The organism is Streptomyces sp. NPDC033270 (assembly GCF_055576575.1).
On record NZ_JBVIRA010000001.1, the window covers coordinates 88,594 to 108,539 of the forward strand.

Genomic DNA, 19,946 nt, shown 5'->3' on the forward strand with positions numbered 1-19,946 from the left:
GGTGGTCCTTTGCGAGGTGGGAGGCGACGGGCGCCGTAAGGGGTGAGTGGGCGCGGCCCACGGAGAGTTGACGTGGTGTCAGGAGGAGGTGGGCAGGGTGTCGGCGGCCGGTGGGGCGAGCGCGCCCGCCGCCCGGAGCGCCCCGACCGGGGCGCCGCCACCGATGACCGGTGTGGCGGCGAAGGGGGCCAGGACCTCGGGATCGATCCCGCAGCGGCCCAGAGCCGCCGCCGTCACGGGCATCCGGGCGCGGTCGGCACCGTCGGCGATCTTCACGCCGACGGCCCGCCCGTCCGGCAGCGCCGCGATCTGCACGCCCTCGAAGCCGTCCTTGGCGAGCAGCCCCGGGACGGCCCGCACCAGCCGGGCGACGTCCCGTCCGCTCCCGGAGACCAGCTCGGGGTGCTCACGCATGGCGTGGGCGACCCGGCCCTCGTCGGTGCCGGGAGCGGCGGTCGCCAGGCGGGCGGCGGCCCGGGTCAGGCCGTGCAGCGAGACGGCGAACAGCGGCGCGCCGCAGCCGTCGACGGTGACGCGGGCGACGCCCTGACCGGTGAGGTCCTCGACGGCCGCGGCGATCTCCCGCTGAAGCGGGTGCTGCGGGTCGAGGTAGTCCGCCAGCCGCCAGCCCCGGGTCCGGGCCGTCAGCAGCATGGCGGCGTGCTTGCCCGAGCAGTTCTGGGCGAGCCGGGTGGGGCCGAGACCCCGCCCGATCCACTCGTCCCGTACGGCGCTCCCGTACGGCAGGTCGGGGACGTTGCGCAGGTCGTCCTCGGCCAGACCGGCGGTGGTGAGGATGCGCCGGGCGGTGGCCAGGTGCCGCTCCTCGCCGGAGTGGCTGGCCGCGACCAGCGCCAACGCCTCGTCGTCCAGGGGCGGCAGCCCCGCGCGCAGCAGGCCGACCGCCTGGACCGGCTTGAGCGCCGAGCGCGGGTAGAAGGCGGCCTCGATGTCGCCCGTCTGGAACGCCACGCTCCCGTCGGCCGCCAGGACCACCACCGATCCGTGGTGGACGCCCTCGACGATGCCGCCGCGCACCACATGGGCGACGGGAGCGTGGGCCGGTTCGCGGACCTCGGGCGGTGCCTGGGGAGCGCGGCGCGGCAGGGTGGTGCTCTGACTCATGATCGGTTCTCGGTGCTTTCGGTGCTCTAGGGGTTGTCGGTGTGGTGGGTGTCCGCGGCGTCCTGACGCCCCGCCGCATCCCGTACGGTCCCGACCCGGCCCCGTACCAGGAACCAGCCGCCGACCAGCGCGGCCACGATCAGGGGCAGGGAGAGGATGGTGGTCCGGCCGGCGCCGCCGTCGGCCCACATCAGGACCAGGACCATGGCCAGGAAGGCCAGCGTGACGATCTCGGTCCACGGGGAGCCGGGGAGCCGGTAGCTCGGGCGGACGAGCCGCCCGGCCTGCGCCTTCCGCCAGAAGAGCAGATGGCAGAGCATGATCATGGCCCAGGTGCTGAGGATGCCGATCGCCGCGAAGTTCAGCACGATCTCGAACGCCTCGCTGGGCACGACGTAGTTCAGGCCCACGCCCAGCACACAGACCCCCGACGTGAGCAGGATGCCGCCGTAGGGGACATGGGTGCGGCTCATCACGCCGGTGAACCGCGGCGCGGAACCGGACATCGCCATCGAGCGCAGAATGCGGCCGGTGGAGTAGAGGCCGGAGTTGAGGCTGGACATCGCGGCGGTGAGCACGACGAGGTTCATCACGCCGCCGGCCGCGGGCACGCCCACGTTGGATAGCACGGTCACGAAGGGGGACTCGCCGGCCGAGTACGCGTTCCAGGGCAGCAGCATCGTCAGCAGGACCACCGAGCCGACGTAGAACACGCCCACCCGCCACATGATGGAGTTGATCGCCTTGGGCATGACCTTCTCCGGCTCCGCCGTCTCACCCGCCGTGACACCGACCAGTTCGACCGAGGCGTAGGCGAAGACGACGCCCTGGACGACCAGCAGCATCGCCAGCGTCCCGGTGGGGAAGACACCGCCGTTGTCGGTGATCAGGGAGGGACCGGGGGAGTGGCCGGCGACCGGGTGCTGGGTGACCAGCAGGAAGATGCCGATCAGCATGAAGACGACCAGCGCGCCGACCTTGACGATCGCGAACCAGAACTCCAGCTCACCGAAGATCTTCACGGAGATCAGGTTCACGGCCAGCACGACCGCGAGCGCGATCAGGGCGATCACCCACTGCGGGATGTCGGAGAACATGCCCCAGTAGTGGGTGTAGGTCGCCACCGCCGTGATGTCGGCGATGCCGGTGGTGGCCCAGTTCAGGAAGTACATCCAGCCCGCGACGAACGCCCCCTTCTCGCCGAGGAACTCCCGGGCGTAGGACACGAAGGCGCCCGAGGACGGGCGGTGCAGCACCAGTTCCCCCAGCGCGCGGACCACGAGGAAGGCGAAGACACCGCAGACCGCGTACGCCACGGCCAGCGAGGGCCCGGCGCCGGCCAGCCGGCCGCCCGCACCGAGGAACAGCCCGGTGCCGATCGCGCCGCCGATGGCGATCATGTTGACGTGCCGGGACTTCAGCGACTTGCTGTAGCCGACGTCTCCCGCGTCGACGTGCCGAGGCTCGGTCCGCTGCTCGGGCTGCGGTTGCGCCGTCCGGAGGTGCTGCTCGCTCATGCCGGGACCTCGCTTCGCTCGGCCTCGGCTGCGCGAGACGCGCACCTTGCCATGGTGATCTCGCTGCGGTGGCTCACGCGTGATCCTCATTTCCTGTGGAAGGGCTCGTACGGTCGGGCGGCCGCACGATGGTGGTCAGCGTCGACTCGACGCGTGCCAGGTGGTGCTCCATGGCCTCGGCCGCATCGTGCTCGGACTGGTCGATCAGCGCCTCGACGATCGCCCGGTGCTCCCGGTTCGCCTGCTCACGCCGTCCGCCGAGCTCGTTGAGGAAGGCCGACTGCCGGGCCAGCGCATCGCGGATCTCCTCGATCACCCGCCGGAAGACCGGGTTGCGGGCCGCCTGGGCGATGGCGAGGTGGAAGAGCGTGTCCATGGCGACCCAGGCGGTGGTGTCGGTCTCCCGCTCCATCCGCTCCAGCAGGTGACCGAGCTGGTCGAGGTCCTCGGGGGTGCGGCGCACCGCCGCGTACCCGGCCACCGGGATCTCCACATGCCGGCGTACTTCGAGGAGGTCGCTGGCCGCGTAGTCGCCGAAGGTGGGGTCGGCGACCGCGCCGTCGGAGACGACGAAGGTGCCCTTGCCGGTGCGCGACACCGTCAGCCCCATCGTCTGGAGCGCCCGCAGGGCCTCGCGGAGCACGGGTCTGCTCACTTCCAGGCGACGGCAGAGCTCTGCTTCCGAGGGGAGCTTCTCCCCGACCGCGTAGTCGCCCCGCTCGATGGCGCCGCGCAGATGGTTCAGTACCGCTTCCATCGCACTGACCCGCCGGGGCACATCGCCAGCTGTCTGGCTGTCTGACAGGTTCACCCCGGGATCGTCGAGTCCGGCGGGGGGTGCTGTCAAGGGGTGTGACGCGCTTCGCCGAAGTCCTGCCCGGGGCGTACGTCGTACCTGGTCACAGTCGGCAACCCGGCGGTCTCACTGTGCGTCCGCCCACTGGTAGCGGTGTTCGGGCCGCCCGGTGTCGCCGTATTTGAGCGTCAGGGCGATATGGCCGCTGCGCTCCAGATGCTTGAGGTAGCGCTGGGCGGTGGAGCGGCTGACGCCGGAGCGTTCGGCGACCTCGTGCGCGGACAGCGGGTGCCCGGCCTCGTCCAGGACGCGCCGGACCAGGTCGACGGTGGCCGCCGAGTGGCCTTTGGGCAGCTCGGTGTGCGGGGAGCCGACGGTCCGGAAGGCACCGAAGATCCGGTCGACCTGCTCCTGGCCGGCCTCGCCGCGGCCGCCCACCCCCTCGACCGTGCGGCGTAGCGCGGCATAGCCGTCGAGCTTGGCACGCAGTCCGGAGAAGCCGAAGGGCTTGACCAGGTACTGCAGCGCACCGGAGCGCATGGCGTCCTGGATCGTGTTCACATCACGGGCCGCCGTCACCATGATCACGTCCGCGCGATGGCCCAGCTGCCGCAGCCGCCGCACCAGGGCCAGACCCGTCTCGTCCGGGAGGTAGTGATCGAGCAGTACGAGGTCGACCGGGGTGCGCTCCAGGGCGGCCAGGGCCTGGGCGGCGGTGTGGGCGCGACCGGTGACGCGGAAGCCGGGCACCTGGGAGACGTACGCGGCGTTGATCTCGGCGACATGGAAGTCGTCGTCGACGACCAGGACATCGATCATCTCGCCGTGCCGATCGTCGTGGGGGTGCTCTCCTCGCCGTTCAGTGCCGTGGCGAGCGCGTCGGGCAGGACGACGGTGAACACCGCACCGCCGCCCGCGCGGGCGGTCACCCGGGCCATCCCGCCGTGGCGCTCGGCGAGCCGGCGCACCAGCGCCAGGCCGATGCCCCGGCCGCGCTGGAAGGCCACCGGCCCCCTGGCGGCCCGGTCGCCCCGGGCCGGCACCGCGGCCTTCGTGGTCCAGCCCTCGGCGAAGATCCGCTCCCGCAGCTCGGGCGGCACTCCCGGCCCGGTGTCCGAGACCCGCAGCACGGCCGTGGTGCCCTCGGCGCGCAGCTCCACCTCGACGAACGGCTGCTCGCGGTGGCGCCCGGCGGTGGCGTCCAGTGCGTTGTCGAGGAGGTTGCCCAGTACGGTCACCAGGTCGCGCGGGTCGACGACCGCATCGGGCAGCAGCGTCGAGGGCGACACCCGCAGCGACACCCCGCGCTCGGCGGCGACGGCCGCCTTGCCGACCAGCAGCGCCGACAGCAGCGGGTCGTGCACCCGCTCGGCGATCTGCTCGGCGGACGCCCGGTGGGCGCCGGCCACTTCGGTGACGAACTCCACCGCTTTGTCGTGCCGGCCCAGTTCCAGCAGTCCGCGCACGGTGTGCAGCTGGTTGGCGTGCTCGTGGTCCTGGGCCCGCAGCGCGTCCAACAACCCCTGGGTGCTGTCCAGTTCACGGCCCAGCAGCTCCAGCTCGGTGCGGTCCCGCAGCGTCACCACGGCCCCGCCGTCCCGGGTCGGCACCCGGTTCGCGATCAGCACCCGGCCACCGCACACGGCCAGCAGATCCGTTCCCGCCACGCGTCCGGCCAGCACCTCCGTCGTCCGGCCCGGTGGCAGCACCTCGTCCAACGCCCGTCCCGCGGCCCCCGCACCGAGCCCGAGCAGCCGCCCGGCCTCGTCGTTGACCAGCCGGATCCTGCCCCGCCGGTCGAAGGCCACCACGCCCTCGCGGATGCTGTGCAGCATCGCCTCGCGCTCGTCGAGCAGCGCGGAGATGTCGGCGAACGCCACACCGTGCGTACGGCGGCGCAGACGGCGGGAGAGCGCGACCGCGGCCAGCACGCCGACGGCCAGTGCCGCGCCGGCATACCGCAGCACGGTGGGGATGGTGCCCAGCAGCCGCCCCCGGACGCTGTCGTAGGCGATGCCGACCGAGACCGCGCCGACGATCCGGCCGCGGGCGTCGCGCAGCGGCACCTTGGCGCGGGCCGAACGCCCCAGCGTCCCGGTGTCGATCTGCCGCACCTCCTGACCGGCCAGGGTGCGGCTCGGGTCGGTGGAGACATGCCGGCCGATCTCGGCGGTGCGGGTGTGCGACCAGCGCACCCCGCGGGTGTCCATCACCACGACGTACAGCGCCCCGGTCGCCCTGCGGATCCGCTCCGCTTCCGCCTGCACCGGGCCGCGGGCATCCGGCTCGGTGGCGACGAGCCGGGGTGCGAGGTCCGGATCGGCGGCCGCGGTCTGCGCGATGGACAGCGCCCGCCGCATCGCCTGGTCGTCCAGCTCGGAGCTGAGCGGGGCGAGGAACAGGCTGGTGGCGAGCACCAACACGCCGGCGGTGAGGGTCACCTGTGCCGTCAGCACCTGCGCGAAGACGCGCCGGGGCCAGTGGATCCGCATGGGTCTCCCTCGTCTCGGGCCCTCCGCGCCCTCGCGGAACCGACGCCTTCTCCTCAGGGGTTGTCCGATGGGTCATGACCGGGCCGCTCAGGCCCTGACCCATCGGTCAGACCCTACGCCGCAACCTCCGCAACATGAGCCGTTCGTGAGCAACTGCCCACCCCCCGTGTTGCAGTTGTCGTTTCTAGTGTGAGCAAAACGAGCACAACAGGGTTTGCGCGCAGAAAGGCAGCTTGTGCCCACAAGGCGGGCTGTGGCCCGGATCACTCCTAGCCTCCCGGGCCATGAGCAGCCACACGAGCCCCGCTATCGAACTGCGGGGAACGAGCAAGACGTTCCGGACTCCGTCGGGGGCGCCGCACACCGCCGTCCGGGATCTGGACCTGGTCGTCGAGCGCGGTGAGTTCGTCGCCGTGGTCGGCCCCACGGGGTGCGGTAAGTCCACCACCCTGACCCTGATCAGCGGGCTGGAGGAGCCCACCGAGGGCGATGTGCTGGTCGCCGGTGAACCGGTCCGCGGCATCGGCGAGAAGATCGGCTTCGTCTTCCAGCAGGACGCGGTCTTCCCCTGGCGCACCGTGCTGTCGAACGTGATGGCCGGCCCCCGCTTCCGCGGCGTACCGAAGTCCGAGGCCCGGCAGCGGGCGCGCGAATGGCTGGCCCGGGTCGGTCTGGCGGCCTTCGAGGACCGCTATCCGCATCAGCTCTCCGGGGGTCAGCGCAAACGGGTCGCGCTCGCCGCGACCTTCGTCAACGACCCCGAACTCCTGCTCATGGACGAGCCGTTCTCCGCACTCGACGTGCAGACCCGGGCGCTGATGTCGGACGAGCTCCTCGAACTGTGGTCGGGGACCGGCGCCTCCGTCGTCTTCGTCACCCACGACCTGGAGGAGTCGATCGCCCTCGCCGACAAGGTCGTGGTGATGACCGCCGGCCCCGCGACCGTCAAGGAGGTCTTCGAGGTCGATCTGCCGCGCCCCCGTCAGGTCGAGTCGGTGCGGCTGGAGCCGCGGTTCATCGAGATCTACCGGGAGATCTGGTCCTCGCTCGGCGAAGAGGTCCGGATCACCCGCGAGAGGGGTGCCGCGGATGCCGCCTGAGACCGTCCCCGCGCGGCGCGCCGGGATGACCAAGTCCGGTGCGGAAGGCGACCGTTCGCGGGAGCGGGCGCGCACCGCACGCAACCACCGGCTGCTGGTCCACGGCGCGCGGGTGCTGCTGTTCGTCGGGCTGATCGCCCTGTGGGAGTGGCTGGCCCGGGCCGCCGTGATCGATCCCTTCAACTTCTCGATGCCCTCGAAGATCTGGGACCAGACGACCCAGTGGGCGCTGCACGGCACCCCGCAGGGCTCGTTGTGGGAGCAGATCTGGTACACGCTCTACGAAGCGCTGCTCGGCTGGGTCATCGGGGTGACGGGCGGGGTGGTGCTGGGCATCGCGCTCGGCCGGATCCGCTTCCTCGCCGATGTCCTCGGCCCCTACATCAAGGTGCTCAACGCGCTGCCGCGGATCGTGCTCGCCCCCATCTTCCTCATCTGGTTCGGCCTGGGACCGGCCTCCAAGGTCGCCTCCGCCGTGGTCCTGGTCTTCTTCCCGGTCTTCTTCAACGCCTTCCAGGGCGCCCGGGAGGTGGACCGCAACCTGGTCGCCAACGCCCGGATCCTCGGCGCGAGCAGCCGCCAGGTCACGCTGCGGGTCGTCATCCCCTCCGCCACCTCATGGATCTTCACCAGCCTGCATGTCAGCTTCGGCTTCGCGCTGATCGGCGCGATCGTCGGCGAGTACATCGGCGCGACCAAGGGCCTCGGCCTGCTGGTCTCGGCGTCGCAGGGCACCTTCAACGCGGCCGGTGTGTACGCGGCCATGGCGATCCTCGCCGTCGTCGCGCTGCTCGCCGAAGGGCTGCTGGCCTTCCTCGAAAGGCGGCTCTTCCGCTGGAAGCCGGCCGACGCCACCAGCCGCTGAACTCCCGTATCCCACCACCTTCCTCCAAGGACGTCACCATGCCTGCGCACCGCAAGCTCCCGGCCGCCGCGGCCGCCGCCCTGCTCGCCCTGACCACCCTCACCGCGTGCGGTGGCGGTGGCGCGACGACCTCCGCCGACGGCGGGAACGGCAAGATCAAGATCATGGTGGGGGGCCTCGACAAGGTCATCTATCTGCCCGCCAGACTCACCCAGCAACTCGGCTACTTCGAGGACGAGGGCATCCACGTCACCCTGCTCACCGAACCGGCCGGCGTGCAGGCCACCACCTCGCTCGTCTCCGGCGACGTCCAGGGCGTCGTCGGCTTCTACGACCACACCCTCGATCTGCAGGTCAAGGGCAAGCAGGTGGAATCGGTGGTGCAGCTCGCGCACGCCCCCGGGGAGGTCGAGGTCGTCTCGAACCGGGCGGCCGGCGAACTCACCTCGCCCAAGGACTTCAAGGGCAAGAAGCTCGGCGTCACCGGCCTCGGTTCGTCCACCGACTTCCTGACCAAGTACCTCGCGGTAAAGAACGGCGTGCAGACCAACGAGTTCACGCCGGTGGCGGTCGGCGCCGGCCAGACCTTCCTCTCCGCCATCCAGCAGGGCTCGATCCAGGGCGGGATGACGACCGATCCGACGGCCGCGCAGATCGTGGACAAGAAACTCGGCAAGGTCCTGATCGACATGCGCACCCCCGAGGGCTCGAAGGAGGCGCTCGGCGGCCCGTACCCCTCCTCCAGCCTCTACATGAGCACCGACTGGGTCAACAGCCACAAGAAGGAGGTGCAGAAGCTGGCCAACGCCCTGGTGAGGACCCTCAAGTGGATGTCCGCGCACACCCCCGAGCAGATCGCCGCGAAGATGCCGTCCGACTACGCGCAGGGCGGCAAGCAGCTCTACGTCCAGGCCATCAAGGACACCCTGCCGATGTTCACCAAGGACGGGGTGATGCCGGCCGACGGCCCCGCCACCGTCGAGCGGGTCCTGAAGTCCTTCAACCCCAACCTCAAGAACGCCACGGTGGATCTGAAGAAGACCTACACCACCGAATTCGTCAAGAAGGCGGGCTGACCGGCCGGCGGCACGCGCCCCCGGTCAGACGAAGTTGATCTCCGCCCGGCCCAGCAGCGGATCGTCGACCAACTGCCACAGCGGGACCGCGAAGTTGCCGAAGCCGTAGCGGCCGCCGAAGTGCAGTCCGAGCACGCGGTGGTCGCTGAGGTCGATGACCGGGGAGCCGCTGTTGCCGCCCAGCGTGGAGCAGTCGTGCTTGATGACGTTCCGGTCCGGCACCAGCTCGGTGGCGGTGCCGGGCTGGAGCCGTTTGACGTTGTAGACGTCCATGAAGATCCGGCGCATCGACTCCGGTTCGTTGCGCCGGCCGTCGTACGCCGGATAGCCGACGCAGTACACCGGACGCCCGGGCAGATCGCCCGGCGCGTCGGCGGCCACCGCCAGGGGAGCGGGCAGCGCGTCGCCGCCGTCCGGCGGCGCGACCCGCAGCAGCGCCAGATCGACATCCTCGTGGATGCCCAGGATCTCCACGACGTCGAAGGAGGGGCCGCCACCGGGCTCGGCGCCGCCGTACTCCTCACCCATGTCGACGTTGGCGCTGACGCCCGGCTGGAAGGTCCAGCCGGCGCCGCCGCCGCGGGCGAACTCCGCCGCCACATGACGGTTCGTCAGCACCACGTCCGGGCCGACCAGGAACGCCGTCCCGAGCCAGTCCAGACTCATGTGCCCGGTCAGCTCCACCCGCCCCACCCGGGCCAGCGACTCCCGGATCGCCGCCCGGTGCCCGTCGAGCACCGCCCAGTCACCCTGCTGCGGCGCGAAGTCGTGGTTCTGGACCAGGATGGCGGGCCGGCCCTCCAACAGCACGATGGCCTCCATACCGAAGGACTCGTCGTCGCTGATCTCGTCGTCGCGGCCCTCGGCGAGCTTCTCCAGACCGCTGACGCCCGCCGACAGCACCCGGGTGCGCTCCTGCTGGGCGAACTGGGAGATCTGCCCGGCCGGCAGCTCGTCCGCCGGCAGCTCCTCCAGGGACTCGGGGATCTCCCAGGACAGCCCGTCCCGCACCCGCGCCGCGACCTCCCGCAGGTCCGAGAAGACCTGCTGCGGCCCGGCCGCGACCGGTGATCTGCTCCCTCTGTGCATCTTGCCCTCCTTGGACTGTGGCCCCCGCTAGACCGCTGCCTGTGCCGCGGCGATCTCGGCATGGACACCGGGACTGGTGGTCTCCAGATGGCGCATCACGCTGCGCATCTGGGTGCCGACGTTGACGAACGCCGTGCTCCTGCCCTGGAACTGCACGTTCTCCACCCGCCGCGTGCCGCGGTGGAGCGCCACCACCTTCCAGTCGTCGGTCAGCACGGGCGAGCCCGAGGACCCGCCGCGGGTGTCGGTGAAGTAGCGGACGTCCTGCTCGTCCGCCTCGTAGACGAGGTTGTTGCGCAGCGCCACCCGCTTCGGCCGGCCGCCCGGATGCTGGATGATGTTGACGGCCACGTAGTCGCCCCGGGCGACCGCCAGCGGCCTGTCCGCCAGCCTCAGCACCGGCCGGGCGGGGCCGGGGGCCAGCCGCAGCACCGCGTAGTCGAGTGCGGCGTCCGCGGCGACGAGTTCGCTGACGGTGGCCTCCTCCGTCTCCACCTCGTCGGTGTCGAAGTCGAACCGGGCGGTGGTGTGCCGGGCCTGGAGGCACAGGTCCGCGCTGTCGGCCATTGGCCGCCCCGTGCCGGTCCCGGCCCTGGCGTTGACCACATGGTGGTTGGTGACCAGCAGGTCCGGGGCGATCAGCCACCCGGTGCCGGAGTGCGGGAACCCGTTCGGCTGCAGCGGCGCACCCCCCTCGTACGGCGGTACCTTGATCCGGGCCACCGCACCGCCGGCCAGCTCCCCGCCCCGCAGGAAGCCGATCGGGACGGTGTCGTCCCGGTGGATGATCTCCTCTTTGATCTCCGCCGGAGTGGGCAGGCCGGCCAGCACATCCGGCTCACCGCCCGCCTTGCGGGCCACCTCGTCCAGGGCCCGCTGGAAGACGGTGAGCGGCTCGGCCTCGGTGGTCTCGGCGACCGCGTTGCGCAGCCAGATCTCCAGCGGCACCGAGCCGTCCACCAGCCGCTCCACCCGGTTCATCTCGTTGAGATCCGAGCGCACCTGTCGGCCGGGCGCGGGGTTGAGCGGCAGGGTGCCGCGGTAGCGGGGCATGATCCCGTCGAGCAGCAGCGGCCGGACGGTGGGGTCGGCGAGTCCGGTCTCCACGGCGGCGTCCAGCAGCCGCTGGATCTCGTCGGACGAGAGATAGGTGTTCACCGTTCACCGCTTTCCGCCGGGGCCGGCCCGGGCACCGGCGCGTGCTGGACGATCCGGGAGGCGGCCGCCGGGCGGCCCGTGCTGCCCACTCCCATGGCCGCCGCCACACCGGCGACGATCTCCCCGCTCTCGTCGGGCGTGGCCAGCAGCCGCCGGGCCAGCTCGTCGAGCGTGCCGCGGTCGCGGGCCAGCCGCAGGATGCCCGCGATGCTGCTGGGCGCGCCGCCCGCCTCCGGCCGGGTCGGCCCCGCGGCCTCGTTCAGGATCTTCATCACGGCGCCCAGCAGCGCCGGTTGCCGAAGCGTCGCGCGGCGCATCGCCGCGCCGAGCGCGTCCAGCGTCTCGTCGTCGGCGGACAGCCCCACCACCTCCAGCGCATGGTCCAGCGCCCCGGGCTCCAGCTCGTAGATCTGCGAGGCGACCGCGCGCACGAGGACGGGCTGATCGGCGAGTACGTGGTCGGGCAGCTGCCGCAGCCGCTCGGCGAGCTGCTCACCCACCTCCAGGCCCGCGCCGCCGTCGCCCGCGGTCAGCTGCGCCTGCGCCAGCAGCGCGCCCATCGCCTCCAGGTCCTGTCCCAGGCCGACCGCGACGTCCTCCGCCACCCGCAGGTCCCGGCCGGCGCTCTCGCGGTCGCCGGCCTCCTCCGCGAGCCGGGCGGAGAGCAACAGCAGCTCCAGATGGCGCTCCCCGCACCCCGCGCGCTCCGCCGGACCGAGGGCCTGCGCCACGGCCGCACGGGCCTCGGCCAGCCGTCCGAGCCGGCCGAGCGTCTCGGCGAACAGCGCATGCAGCGGGCTGCAAGGAGTCCACGGCCGGCGCCGGCCGATCCGCTCGAACGCCGCCTGCGCGAACCCCTGTGCCAGCAGGTCCTCCACCTCGCGGGCGGCGATCCGCTCCCAGTCCTCCTGGTCGGCGCCCGCCGCCACCTGGTCGGGTGTCCCACCGCCCAGCCGGGCCGTGAGCAGCCCGGCCGCCCGGGGCGTCATGTCCTGCTGCGCGCCGGCCAGATACCGTTCGACGCCCGGCAGCCACCGCTCCTCCACCGAGCGCGGGTTCTCGTCCAGCCGCAGCCGGTGGTAGATCTCCTCGGCCCGCGCCTCCAGCCCGTCGCGTGCGGCGTAGTAGTCGACGGCCCGCCGTTCGACGGCCCGCATCACCTCGGCACGGTCGCCGCCCGGCAGCCGCAGCATGATGGCGCGGACGTCGCCGCGGTAGCGCACGGCGTCCGGGCCGGCCGGCTCGACCATGTCCAGGCGGCTCAGCTCGTCGAAGAGCGCGCGGGCCCGCTCCGTGGTCGCCGTCGGCAGCCCGCAGGGTTCGGCGAGCACCTCCTTGATGACCTCCGGGGTGATGACCCGCAGCACCAGGCCCGGGTGGGCGAGCCGGCGGACGTCCTCGTCGGCGATGTGACCGAGGATCCGGTCGTAGAGGATGCCCTGAACGAGCAGTTGGTCGACATGGCGGAAGACCTCGCGGCGGCGTTCGGGCAGGCTGCGGATCAGCTCGCAGGTCCGCTCGGGCTCTGGCCCGGCGAGGGTGGCGGCCCGGGCGGCCAGCCGCAGGCTGAGCGGATGGCCGCCGACCCGGTCGGCCAGCGCCCGCGCCATGTCCGGGTCCTCGACCCCGCAGGACATCAGCATGTCGACGGCCGCCTCCGGGGCGAGTTCGCCGAGTTCGATGTCGAGCGGGGCCGTTTCCCGAGCCGGATGCTCGACCGGCGCCCGCCCCGAGACGATGGACCGCAGCCCCGGATAGACGCTCTGCAGCGAGAGGAAGATCGCCCACATCCGTCCCACCACCGGTGAGCCGCGGTACTGCGCCTCCTCGAACGAGTCGACGGCGATCACGAACGGCGGGTCCGGCTGACTCGGGTCGGACTTGCCGTCGGCGACCGCCCGCACCAGGACGTCGGCGACCCGCCGGATCAGATCGGTCTCCCGTCCGGCGGCCAGCATCTGGAACTGCTGGGAGGAGCGGCGCCCCAGCACCGCCCGGGTGGTGGCGAGCTGCCGCAGCTGGGTCACCCGGTCCTGCCCCTCACGCTGGCTGCGGACCACCCGCTGGGACTCGTCCGCCAGCGCGTCCAGCTCGGCGCGATGGGCCGGGTACTGGACACCGAGCTGCCGGGCGGCCTCGGCGATCAGGGTGACCGGCTCCCGGAGCGAGAGGGTGGGCCGCGCGAAGTCGATGTACGCGAAGGGGAAGCCGCCGCCGAGACCGTGGGCACCGTCGAGCACGAACTTGGCGAGGAGGGTGCTCTTGCCCATGCCGTCGGGGCCGTGGATGACCAGCGGCAGTGCCGGCTCCAGGCGGCCGCCGGCGGGGGCGTCGAGGGGCTGCTGCCCGGATACGGCGGACAGGCCGGCATAGCGCCGCAGCTCCGCCAGTTCGCGGTCCCGGCCCTTGAACGGCCGCCGCACCAGGCGTTCCAGCGGCTCCAGCAGCCGGGCCCGCTCCACGGAGTGCTGCAGCTCGGCGGTGTCCGGCAGGCCGGTCATGCCCGGTACTCGGGACAGCCACAGCACCGCCTGGAGGACGTCGGTCAGTTCGTCGGCGGACATCCGGTCGGTGGCCGGCGGGCTGCCGGACAGGAAGGCCAGCGCGAAACGCTCCGGTCCGGGCCCGGCGGGAAGCTGATCGAGGTTGCACTCCAGGACCCGCCGGGCCGCCGCGGGTCCGGCCAGCCCGCGTAACGCCTCCTCCCGGACGTCCGACGCCAGGGCCCACTCGGCCCGGTCCGGCATGCCCAGGGTCGTGCAGTCGTCGACCAGCTCCAGGGCCGCGGAGCCGGTGGCCCGCTCCTCCCCGGGCAGCTTGAGCCGGCGGGGATCGAAGCGGGCCAGCAGACAGGCCGCCTCCCGGTAGGCCCGGCGGACCGCGGGCACATCGGGGGCCCGGTCCTCGCCCGTGCGCAGCGCCGCCCGTAACCGGGTGGCGAACAACTCCCGTACGTCGCAAGGCGGTTCGGCCGCCTGCTCAGAGGGATCGGTAGACACGGATGGCCCCCTCTGCAGCCGTGCAGATCCTGCGCATATAGCTCTCGCCGTGCCGGGCGTGGGCGGCGGAGGCGTGCAGCACCTCCGCGACGGCCACGTCCACGAGTTCGGCGATGGTGGCTTCCCGGGCGTCGCCGCTACCGAGGAGCGCGGGCGGCGACTCGTGGAAGACCTGGTCGAAGAAGGTCCGCAGATCGCCGGGTTCGGCCACCCGCGCGGTGTCCCGGCAGATGTTTCCCCGCAGGTCGTGGGGGAGTTCGGGCATCGAGGGCCCGTAGCCCAGGAGCACCAGCCGGGGCGCGTCGTCGCCCCGTACGTCGGCGTGCTCGTAGATGGCCATGGCCAACTGCCCGATGAAGTCCCACACATCGGAGCTGGGGTCGAGCTTGTCGCACTCGTCCAGGACCAGCCACAGGCGCTCCTCGACGGCGGTCGCCCGCCCGGCCACCCAGTGCGCCGCCTCGTCGATCGACGGGAGCAGGTCGTCGAGGCCGGTGGGGCCGAGCGGGGAGGCCCCGGCGTGCGGATCGGCGACGAAGTCGGCCAGCCGCCGGACGACCCGGGCGGCGGTGGAGGTGCGCGACAGAGTGACCCGTACCGGACGGAATCCGCAGTGCTGTCCGATGTGGCGCAGGAAGCCGTAGGTGTAGGACCGGCCGCTGTCGGGCTCGCCGTCGACGAGCAGAATGAACTTGTCGGGGTCCGCGATGAACCGGCGCAGGGTCTCCCGCAGGTCCGCACGGTCGATGAAGGCCTCGGTGCCGTTCTTGAGGACGCAGGTGCGGAAGTTGTCCCGCGCGTTGTGGGCGCGTAAGTCCTCGCGCAGCCGGTCCCGGAACTCCTCGGCCTTCCTCACCTGCGGCAGCACCCGCAGCCGGTCCTCCTTGGTGAGCGCCTCGACGAGCCTGAGCTGCCGCTGGATGTCCGTACGCGACTGGTGCACCAGGGCGCGGGCGTTGTCGGAGCTGACGCGCCCCAGCGGCAGCGCGGCGATGAACTCCGGGGGGAAGCCGTGCTGGGCGAGCTGGGCGTGCGGCTCGACGTTGTCGAGCAGATAGGTCTGCGCCCAGTCGGTGACCAGGTCCCACTCCGTTTCGTCCAGCGGCACGTCGCACCTACCCCGCACCGTCGTCGAAGATCCGCTGAACCGGCTCCCTGACCTGGCGCTGGGACAGGTACTCGGTGACGCCGTGGTGGTTCCGGCTGTCGTTGGTGACCAGCAGATCGGTGACCTTCTCCTGCGGCGCGTACTCGGGCCGCAGGGTGTGGTCGAGCGCCACCAGGTCCCGCAGGTCCGAGGCGTTGCGCCAGGCGGTCACGCCCGCCGGAACCGCCGGCGGCCGCGCCAGATGGTCCTGCACCTCCGAGATGGCCAGCGGGGAGCCGACGGTGACCAGCAGCTCCACCTCCCGCCCCTGCTCCATCAGCACCTCGTAGGCGATGATGGTGCCCAGGCTGTGCCCGACGACCACGAGCGGGCCGCCGTCCGGGCCGTCCAGGGCCTGCGCGACCACCTGCCGCATCGCCGGACCCGCCCCGCCGAAGAAGTAGGCGTGCACGTCCTGGAACGCGTGCTTGACCAGCAGCCGGAACAGCGCCGTCCGGCCCGACTGGGGCAGCGGCAGCGCCTCCAGCGGCAGCTCCGCGCCGGGCGCCTCGCTCTCACCGGCGTGGGCCAGCGTGTCCGCGAGGTAGGTCATGTCCCGCAGCCAGTCGGCCAGGGCGGTCTCCTCGAGGCCGGCCCGCCCCTCCAGCCCGAGGTCGCCGGCTTCCCGCCGCGCCTCCTCCAGCGTCCGCGCCACGAACTCCTCGGGCGGTTCGGCCTCGGCGCGCTCCGCCAGCGCCGGCAGCTCCTCGATCAGCTCCGGCCCGCCGTCCAGCGGGTCCGGCAGCAGGTCGGGCAGCGGTGCCGGATACCGCAGCGGGGCCCAGTACGCCATCCGCGACGCCGCACCCATGTCCCGGCCGAACAGCGCCGTGTCCCACTGGGACTTGAGCAGCTCCGCGCGCGGCTTGTTCCCGTTTCCGTGGACGTAGACAACCGTGGGTGGCATCGCGCTTCCCTCCGCGCCTCAGCGCTGCATCATGATGTCGTCGTGGGAGGCGAGGCGCTTCCAGCGCTCGCCCGGGGCGCGCATGGCCGGCATCAGATCGGCGGCCGGCAGCGGTCCGAGGTCCAGAGAGGTCAGCTCGACGACATCCGACACCGGCACCTGGAACGTCCGGAAGGCGCCCAGGGGAGGCGGCGTCCCCGGCGTCGCGCCGGCCAGCGCCCGCTCGGCGTCCCGGGTGAGGTCCGGGCTCTGGTCCAGGACGTACGCCGTCGCCGCCAGCGATCCGTCCTGTAGGAACGCCGCCACCTTCCAGAAGCGCAGCGGTACCTGTACGCCCCGGTACGGCGGGTCCGAGTCGTGCAGCACCGGTCCGGTCAGCACGGTCAGTTTGCGGTCGAACGTCGCGGCGTGGTCGAGCAGGAAGTTCTCCAGCCCCTGCCACAGCTGCTTGCCCTGGTTGAAGACATCGGCCTGCGGGGCGGCGTTGGTGTAGTGGAAGGTGTCCGCGTTGGCCTTGTTCGCCTCCGTGGCCTCGCCCCATACGGGATCGAGCCGGCGCACCAGATGCCCCTTGTCCAGGGAGTTGTCGCGGTACACCTCGTCACCGGTCTGGTGGTGCTCGTCCAGCCGCGGATCGAAGCGCCAGCTGCTCTCCCGGGGCACGTGTTCCACCAGCAGACGGCCGTCGATGCACACCGCGGTGGCGGCCGCCATCCGCCGGTCCGGGCGCAGGAGGACGGTGAAGTGGGTGTACGGCAGGACCACCGACCGCACATCGGGACCGGTCGGCGTCGGCAGCGGGATGGGGACGCCGAGGAAGTTCTCGTCGTAGCCCGCTCGGTCGGCCAACGGATCCCGGGACTCGATCCGGGCCGTCGACCCACCCGACCGCGGGGAATCTGATGGGATCATGTGACCACCGGTTCCCGGTGGCGTGGACCTCCGATCGGTGCCCCACGGGAAGCCACTCGAACAGCCGGGGCGGGCCCGGCGACCCGCCCGGAGGGGCCCGTTCAGGCGGTTGGGCAGCGCGCCGCGTTCAGCGGTCGACGGCTCACGGAACGCATCCAGGCGTTGCCCGTCTCCCGCCGTCTCCAAGGAGCACCACCATGCCGACCGGCCTCTCCCTCCACGTCGGACTCAACCAGGTCGATCCCGACAGGTACGGCGGCTGGGACGGCCGGCTCGTCGCCTGCGAGAACGACGCGCACGACATGGCGCGGCTGGCCCATGGAGCCGGGTTCGACGACACGACCCTGCTCACCTCGGACGGCACCGTGCGGAACATCACCGCCGAGCTGCGCGCGGCGGCCAAGGCCCTCAAGAGCGGCGACATCCTGCTGTTCACCTACTCCGGACACGGCGGCCAGGTCCCCCACACCGACGGCCGCGACGAGGAGCCGGACGCATTCGACGAGACCCTGGTGTTCTACGACCGCGAATTCCTCGACGACGAGCTGCACCGGGAATTCGGGCGCTTCGCCCAGGGAGTCCGCATCCTGGCCCTCCTCGACTGCTGCCACAGCGGCACCGCCATCGAGCTGCCCGCCGGGGACGAGCAGAACGCACGCCTTATGCCGGTCCCCAAACAGCAGGAGATCTACCAGCGCGACAAGGAGTTCTTCCAGGAAATCCAGCGCGATCTCGCCGCGGGGAAGGGCCGCGAGCGCTCCGCCGACGCCCTCCTCATCTCCGCCTGCCAGGACGATCAGCTGGCCTCCGACGGCGACGTCAACGGGGAATTCACCGGAACTCTGCTGAAGGTCTGGAACAACGGGGCATTCCGCGGTGGCTACCGCAGCTTCCACGACGAGATTCAGCGCAATATGCCGCGCACCCAGATCCCCAACCTCTATGTGACCGGTCAGCCCGCCGACGCGTTCCTGGAGCAGCGGCCCTTCACGGTGTGAGCGCGCACCGCCGGCGCCCGCGCGGGGCCACACGCGGACGGGACGCGGCCCTCGGGCCGCGTCCCGCACTCACCTGTCGCCCACTCACTCCGCGGGGTAGATGTCCCCGCCCCGCATCATGCTTTCCTGTTCACTCTGGGACTGCAGCCTGCGGGCCTTCTCCTGAAGCCGCTTCCGCTCGTCCGGGTCGCTGGTGCGCTCCGCGGCCGCCTTCAATTCCTGGGCCTTGTCACGCATCTGCTGGATTCGTGCGCGTGATTCTCCTGAGGCATTCATGTTCGGTCCTCGCACGGTGTAGGGGAGTCGCCTATACCAGCGAATCAGGCTCGGCGGCCGTCGGCACCTCGAAGGGCCACTATCCCGGCCGCGGAAACCGCCGGCCGCAACGAAGCCGGATCGTAGGAACGCCCCGACCGCGGCGCGCCCGGGCGTCTCGGCGTGTCTCCACCGGATGGCCTTCCTGAATGGCGGGGGCTGCCCAGAGGGACGTTGGCTGAAGCACAGCAGCACAACGTCCGCTGAGTGTCAGCGCTTCTGGTGTTTGACGCTCTCCTCGTTCAGTGGAGACCCTCCATGACATCCGAACCAGCACTTTGTGGGGGCGACGCCGAACTGTCATCGACAGAACACGGCGAGCACATTCCGCCCGACACCCCTGAGAAGAACTCGGCCCGCACCATTCTGTTCGAGGCAGTCACCCACCGGCCCCTGGAGGAGGTCGCCGCGCTTGTGGAACTGCTCAAGCGCAGCGACGACGTTCCCAACCCGGGTGACGAGGCCCTGCGAGTGGCGGTCGTGTCCCGTCCGGTGAGCGAAGTCGCTGCGCTCTTCGAACTGCTCCGAGCCGCCCCGAACACCGTGGAATCGAGCCATGACGCGCTGCGCGCCGCGGCGGTGGGCAGGTCGGTGGAGGAGGTCGCGCAGCTGATCGAGCTCTTCGACCGCACGAAGCAAGGCGGCGCCGACCTCTTCGGCGGCGCCGACCCCTACGGCGGCTCCCCGCACCTGTCCGACCACTTCCCTCCCGGCCCCGGTGGCCCCATGGAGCCGGAGCCCACCGCGGCCATGCACGTCCTCGACCCCGACGTACGGCCCCTGGGCAACGCCGGGCAGCCGCACGCCGCACGCCGCGAGGCCCCGCCGCAGCACCCCCACCGCCCGCCCTGGGCCCAGCAGCCGCCCGGCCACGCGCCGCAGGGCGGCCCGGCGTGGCAGGCCGCGCACCAGGAGCCCCGGCCGCCCGGCTACGCGCTGCCCGGAGTGCTGCGCTCCGTACTGCGCTGGCCCGCGGCCGCCGCGCTGGCGCTGTGCGGTCTGAGCCATCTGCCGGTGAACTCCTCGCACATGCAGGGCGCGCAGGCCGCCGCCGGACTCTCGATGGCCATCACCGTCATCTACCTGCTGCTGGCGGGCTGGCTGGCGATGCGCGACACCGCCATGGTCTGGACCGTGAGCGCGGCCGCGGCCATGGTCATCGTCGCCCTGCACGCACTGTCCCGGGCCGGTGTCCTGACTCCACTGGGCAGCGGACTGGGCGACACCGCGATGTGGCCCGAAGTGGTCGGGGTGGGACTGGCCATCGTCAGTGCGGGACTCGCGGGGGCGGCGCTGCTGATCCGCCCGCGGCGGGTGGAACCGGTCACGGCCGGAGCATGAGCGGCCGCCGTACACATGGCGCCCTGGGGGGGGGGGGGGGGGGGGGGGGGGGGGGGGGGGGGGGGGGGGGGGGGGGGGGGGTGGGGGGGGGGGGGGGGGGGGAGGTACG

17 protein-coding genes are annotated in these 19,946 nt (G+C 72.1%); 5 read left to right on the plus strand and 12 right to left on the minus strand.

Features of this window, described 5'->3' with window-relative positions:
• Positions 1 to 78: 78 nt before the first annotated feature.
• The 5 genes from ACZ5XZ_RS00415 to ACZ5XZ_RS00435 all read right to left on the minus strand — a co-directional run bounded on the left by ACZ5XZ_RS00415 (position 79) and on the right by ACZ5XZ_RS00435 (position 5,930).
• On the minus strand, positions 79 to 1,125 hold the full coding sequence (locus ACZ5XZ_RS00415; protein ID WP_468972872.1) for an asparaginase: 1,047 nt from the start codon (positions 1,123 to 1,125) through the stop codon (positions 79 to 81).
• A 26-nt stretch (positions 1,126 to 1,151) separates the two neighbouring features.
• Positions 1,152 to 2,642: an amino acid permease gene (locus ACZ5XZ_RS00420; protein ID WP_468972877.1), complete on the minus strand. Its 1,491-nt coding sequence runs from the start codon at positions 2,640 to 2,642 to the stop codon at positions 1,152 to 1,154.
• 73 nt (positions 2,643 to 2,715) lie between these two features.
• Entirely contained in the window at positions 2,716 to 3,399 is a 684-nt protein-coding gene (locus ACZ5XZ_RS00425; protein WP_393492750.1) for a FadR/GntR family transcriptional regulator, read from the minus strand.
• Positions 3,400 to 3,564: 165 nt separating this feature from the next.
• Complete coding sequence (locus tag ACZ5XZ_RS00430; protein WP_468972881.1) at positions 3,565 to 4,257, minus strand: response regulator; 693 nt, start codon at positions 4,255 to 4,257, stop codon at positions 3,565 to 3,567.
• Positions 4,254 to 5,930, minus strand: coding sequence for a sensor histidine kinase (locus tag ACZ5XZ_RS00435; RefSeq protein ID WP_468972883.1), 1,677 nt, complete (start codon positions 5,928 to 5,930; stop codon positions 4,254 to 4,256). The genes ACZ5XZ_RS00430 and ACZ5XZ_RS00435 overlap by 4 nt, the downstream gene beginning before the upstream one ends.
• A 284-nt stretch (positions 5,931 to 6,214) precedes the next feature.
• Between ACZ5XZ_RS00435 and ACZ5XZ_RS00440 the strand changes: the two genes are divergently transcribed.
• Genes ACZ5XZ_RS00440 through ACZ5XZ_RS00450 form a run of 3 tightly spaced genes read left to right on the plus strand, consistent with a single transcriptional unit; the run spans position 6,215 to position 8,971 of the window.
• Entirely contained in the window at positions 6,215 to 7,030 is an 816-nt protein-coding gene (locus ACZ5XZ_RS00440) for an ABC transporter ATP-binding protein (protein WP_468972886.1), read from the plus strand.
• Positions 7,020 to 7,895, plus strand: coding sequence for an ABC transporter permease (locus ACZ5XZ_RS00445; protein ID WP_468972889.1), 876 nt, complete (start codon positions 7,020 to 7,022; stop codon positions 7,893 to 7,895). Before ACZ5XZ_RS00440 ends, ACZ5XZ_RS00445 begins: the two co-directional genes overlap by 11 nt.
• 38 nt (positions 7,896 to 7,933) lie before the next feature.
• Positions 7,934 to 8,971 (plus strand): ABC transporter substrate-binding protein, encoded by a 1,038-nt coding sequence (locus ACZ5XZ_RS00450; RefSeq protein ID WP_468972891.1) that lies wholly within the window; start codon positions 7,934 to 7,936, stop codon positions 8,969 to 8,971.
• Between the two features lie 24 nt (positions 8,972 to 8,995).
• Here the strand turns inward: ACZ5XZ_RS00450 and ACZ5XZ_RS00455 are convergent, their stop codons facing one another.
• The 6 genes from ACZ5XZ_RS00455 to ACZ5XZ_RS00480 are packed head-to-tail and all read right to left on the minus strand — an operon-like array spanning position 8,996 to position 17,120.
• Positions 8,996 to 10,060: a trypsin-like serine peptidase gene (locus ACZ5XZ_RS00455; RefSeq protein WP_468972894.1), complete on the minus strand. Its 1,065-nt coding sequence runs from the start codon at positions 10,058 to 10,060 to the stop codon at positions 8,996 to 8,998.
• A gap of 27 nt (positions 10,061 to 10,087) precedes the next feature.
• Entirely contained in the window at positions 10,088 to 11,218 is a 1,131-nt protein-coding gene (locus ACZ5XZ_RS00460; protein WP_468972897.1) for a trypsin-like peptidase domain-containing protein, read from the minus strand.
• Positions 11,215 to 14,217 (minus strand): ATP-binding protein, encoded by a 3,003-nt coding sequence (locus tag ACZ5XZ_RS00465; RefSeq protein ID WP_468972900.1) that lies wholly within the window; start codon positions 14,215 to 14,217, stop codon positions 11,215 to 11,217. Before ACZ5XZ_RS00465 ends, ACZ5XZ_RS00460 begins: the two co-directional genes overlap by 4 nt.
• A complete protein-coding gene (locus ACZ5XZ_RS00470) occupies positions 14,198 to 15,325 on the minus strand; it encodes a hypothetical protein (protein ID WP_468972903.1) in 1,128 nt (375 codons plus the stop codon). Before ACZ5XZ_RS00470 ends, ACZ5XZ_RS00465 begins: the two co-directional genes overlap by 20 nt.
• A 7-nt stretch (positions 15,326 to 15,332) precedes the next feature.
• The gene (locus ACZ5XZ_RS00475) at positions 15,333 to 16,271 is read right to left on the minus strand and encodes an alpha/beta fold hydrolase (RefSeq protein ID WP_468972906.1); all 939 of its coding nucleotides are present in this window, start codon (positions 16,269 to 16,271) and stop codon (positions 15,333 to 15,335) included.
• Positions 16,272 to 16,289: 18 nt separating this feature from the next.
• On the minus strand, positions 16,290 to 17,120 hold the full coding sequence (locus ACZ5XZ_RS00480; protein WP_468972909.1) for a DNA/RNA non-specific endonuclease: 831 nt from the start codon (positions 17,118 to 17,120) through the stop codon (positions 16,290 to 16,292).
• 260 nt (positions 17,121 to 17,380) lie between these two features.
• Between ACZ5XZ_RS00480 and ACZ5XZ_RS00485 the strand changes: the two genes are divergently transcribed.
• Complete coding sequence (locus ACZ5XZ_RS00485) at positions 17,381 to 18,181, plus strand: caspase family protein (RefSeq protein ID WP_468972911.1); 801 nt, start codon at positions 17,381 to 17,383, stop codon at positions 18,179 to 18,181.
• Between the two features lie 84 nt (positions 18,182 to 18,265).
• On the opposite strand, the gene ACZ5XZ_RS00490 is transcribed toward ACZ5XZ_RS00485, so the two are convergent.
• Positions 18,266 to 18,457, minus strand: coding sequence for a DUF6381 family protein (locus ACZ5XZ_RS00490; RefSeq protein ID WP_384434988.1), 192 nt, complete (start codon positions 18,455 to 18,457; stop codon positions 18,266 to 18,268).
• Between the two features lie 297 nt (positions 18,458 to 18,754).
• Here ACZ5XZ_RS00490 and ACZ5XZ_RS00495 point away from each other — a divergent pair, with 297 nt between their 5' ends.
• Positions 18,755 to 19,837, plus strand: a complete 1,083-nt coding sequence (locus tag ACZ5XZ_RS00495; RefSeq protein WP_468972915.1) for a hypothetical protein — start codon at positions 18,755 to 18,757, stop codon at positions 19,835 to 19,837.
• Positions 19,838 to 19,946 lie beyond the last annotated feature (109 nt).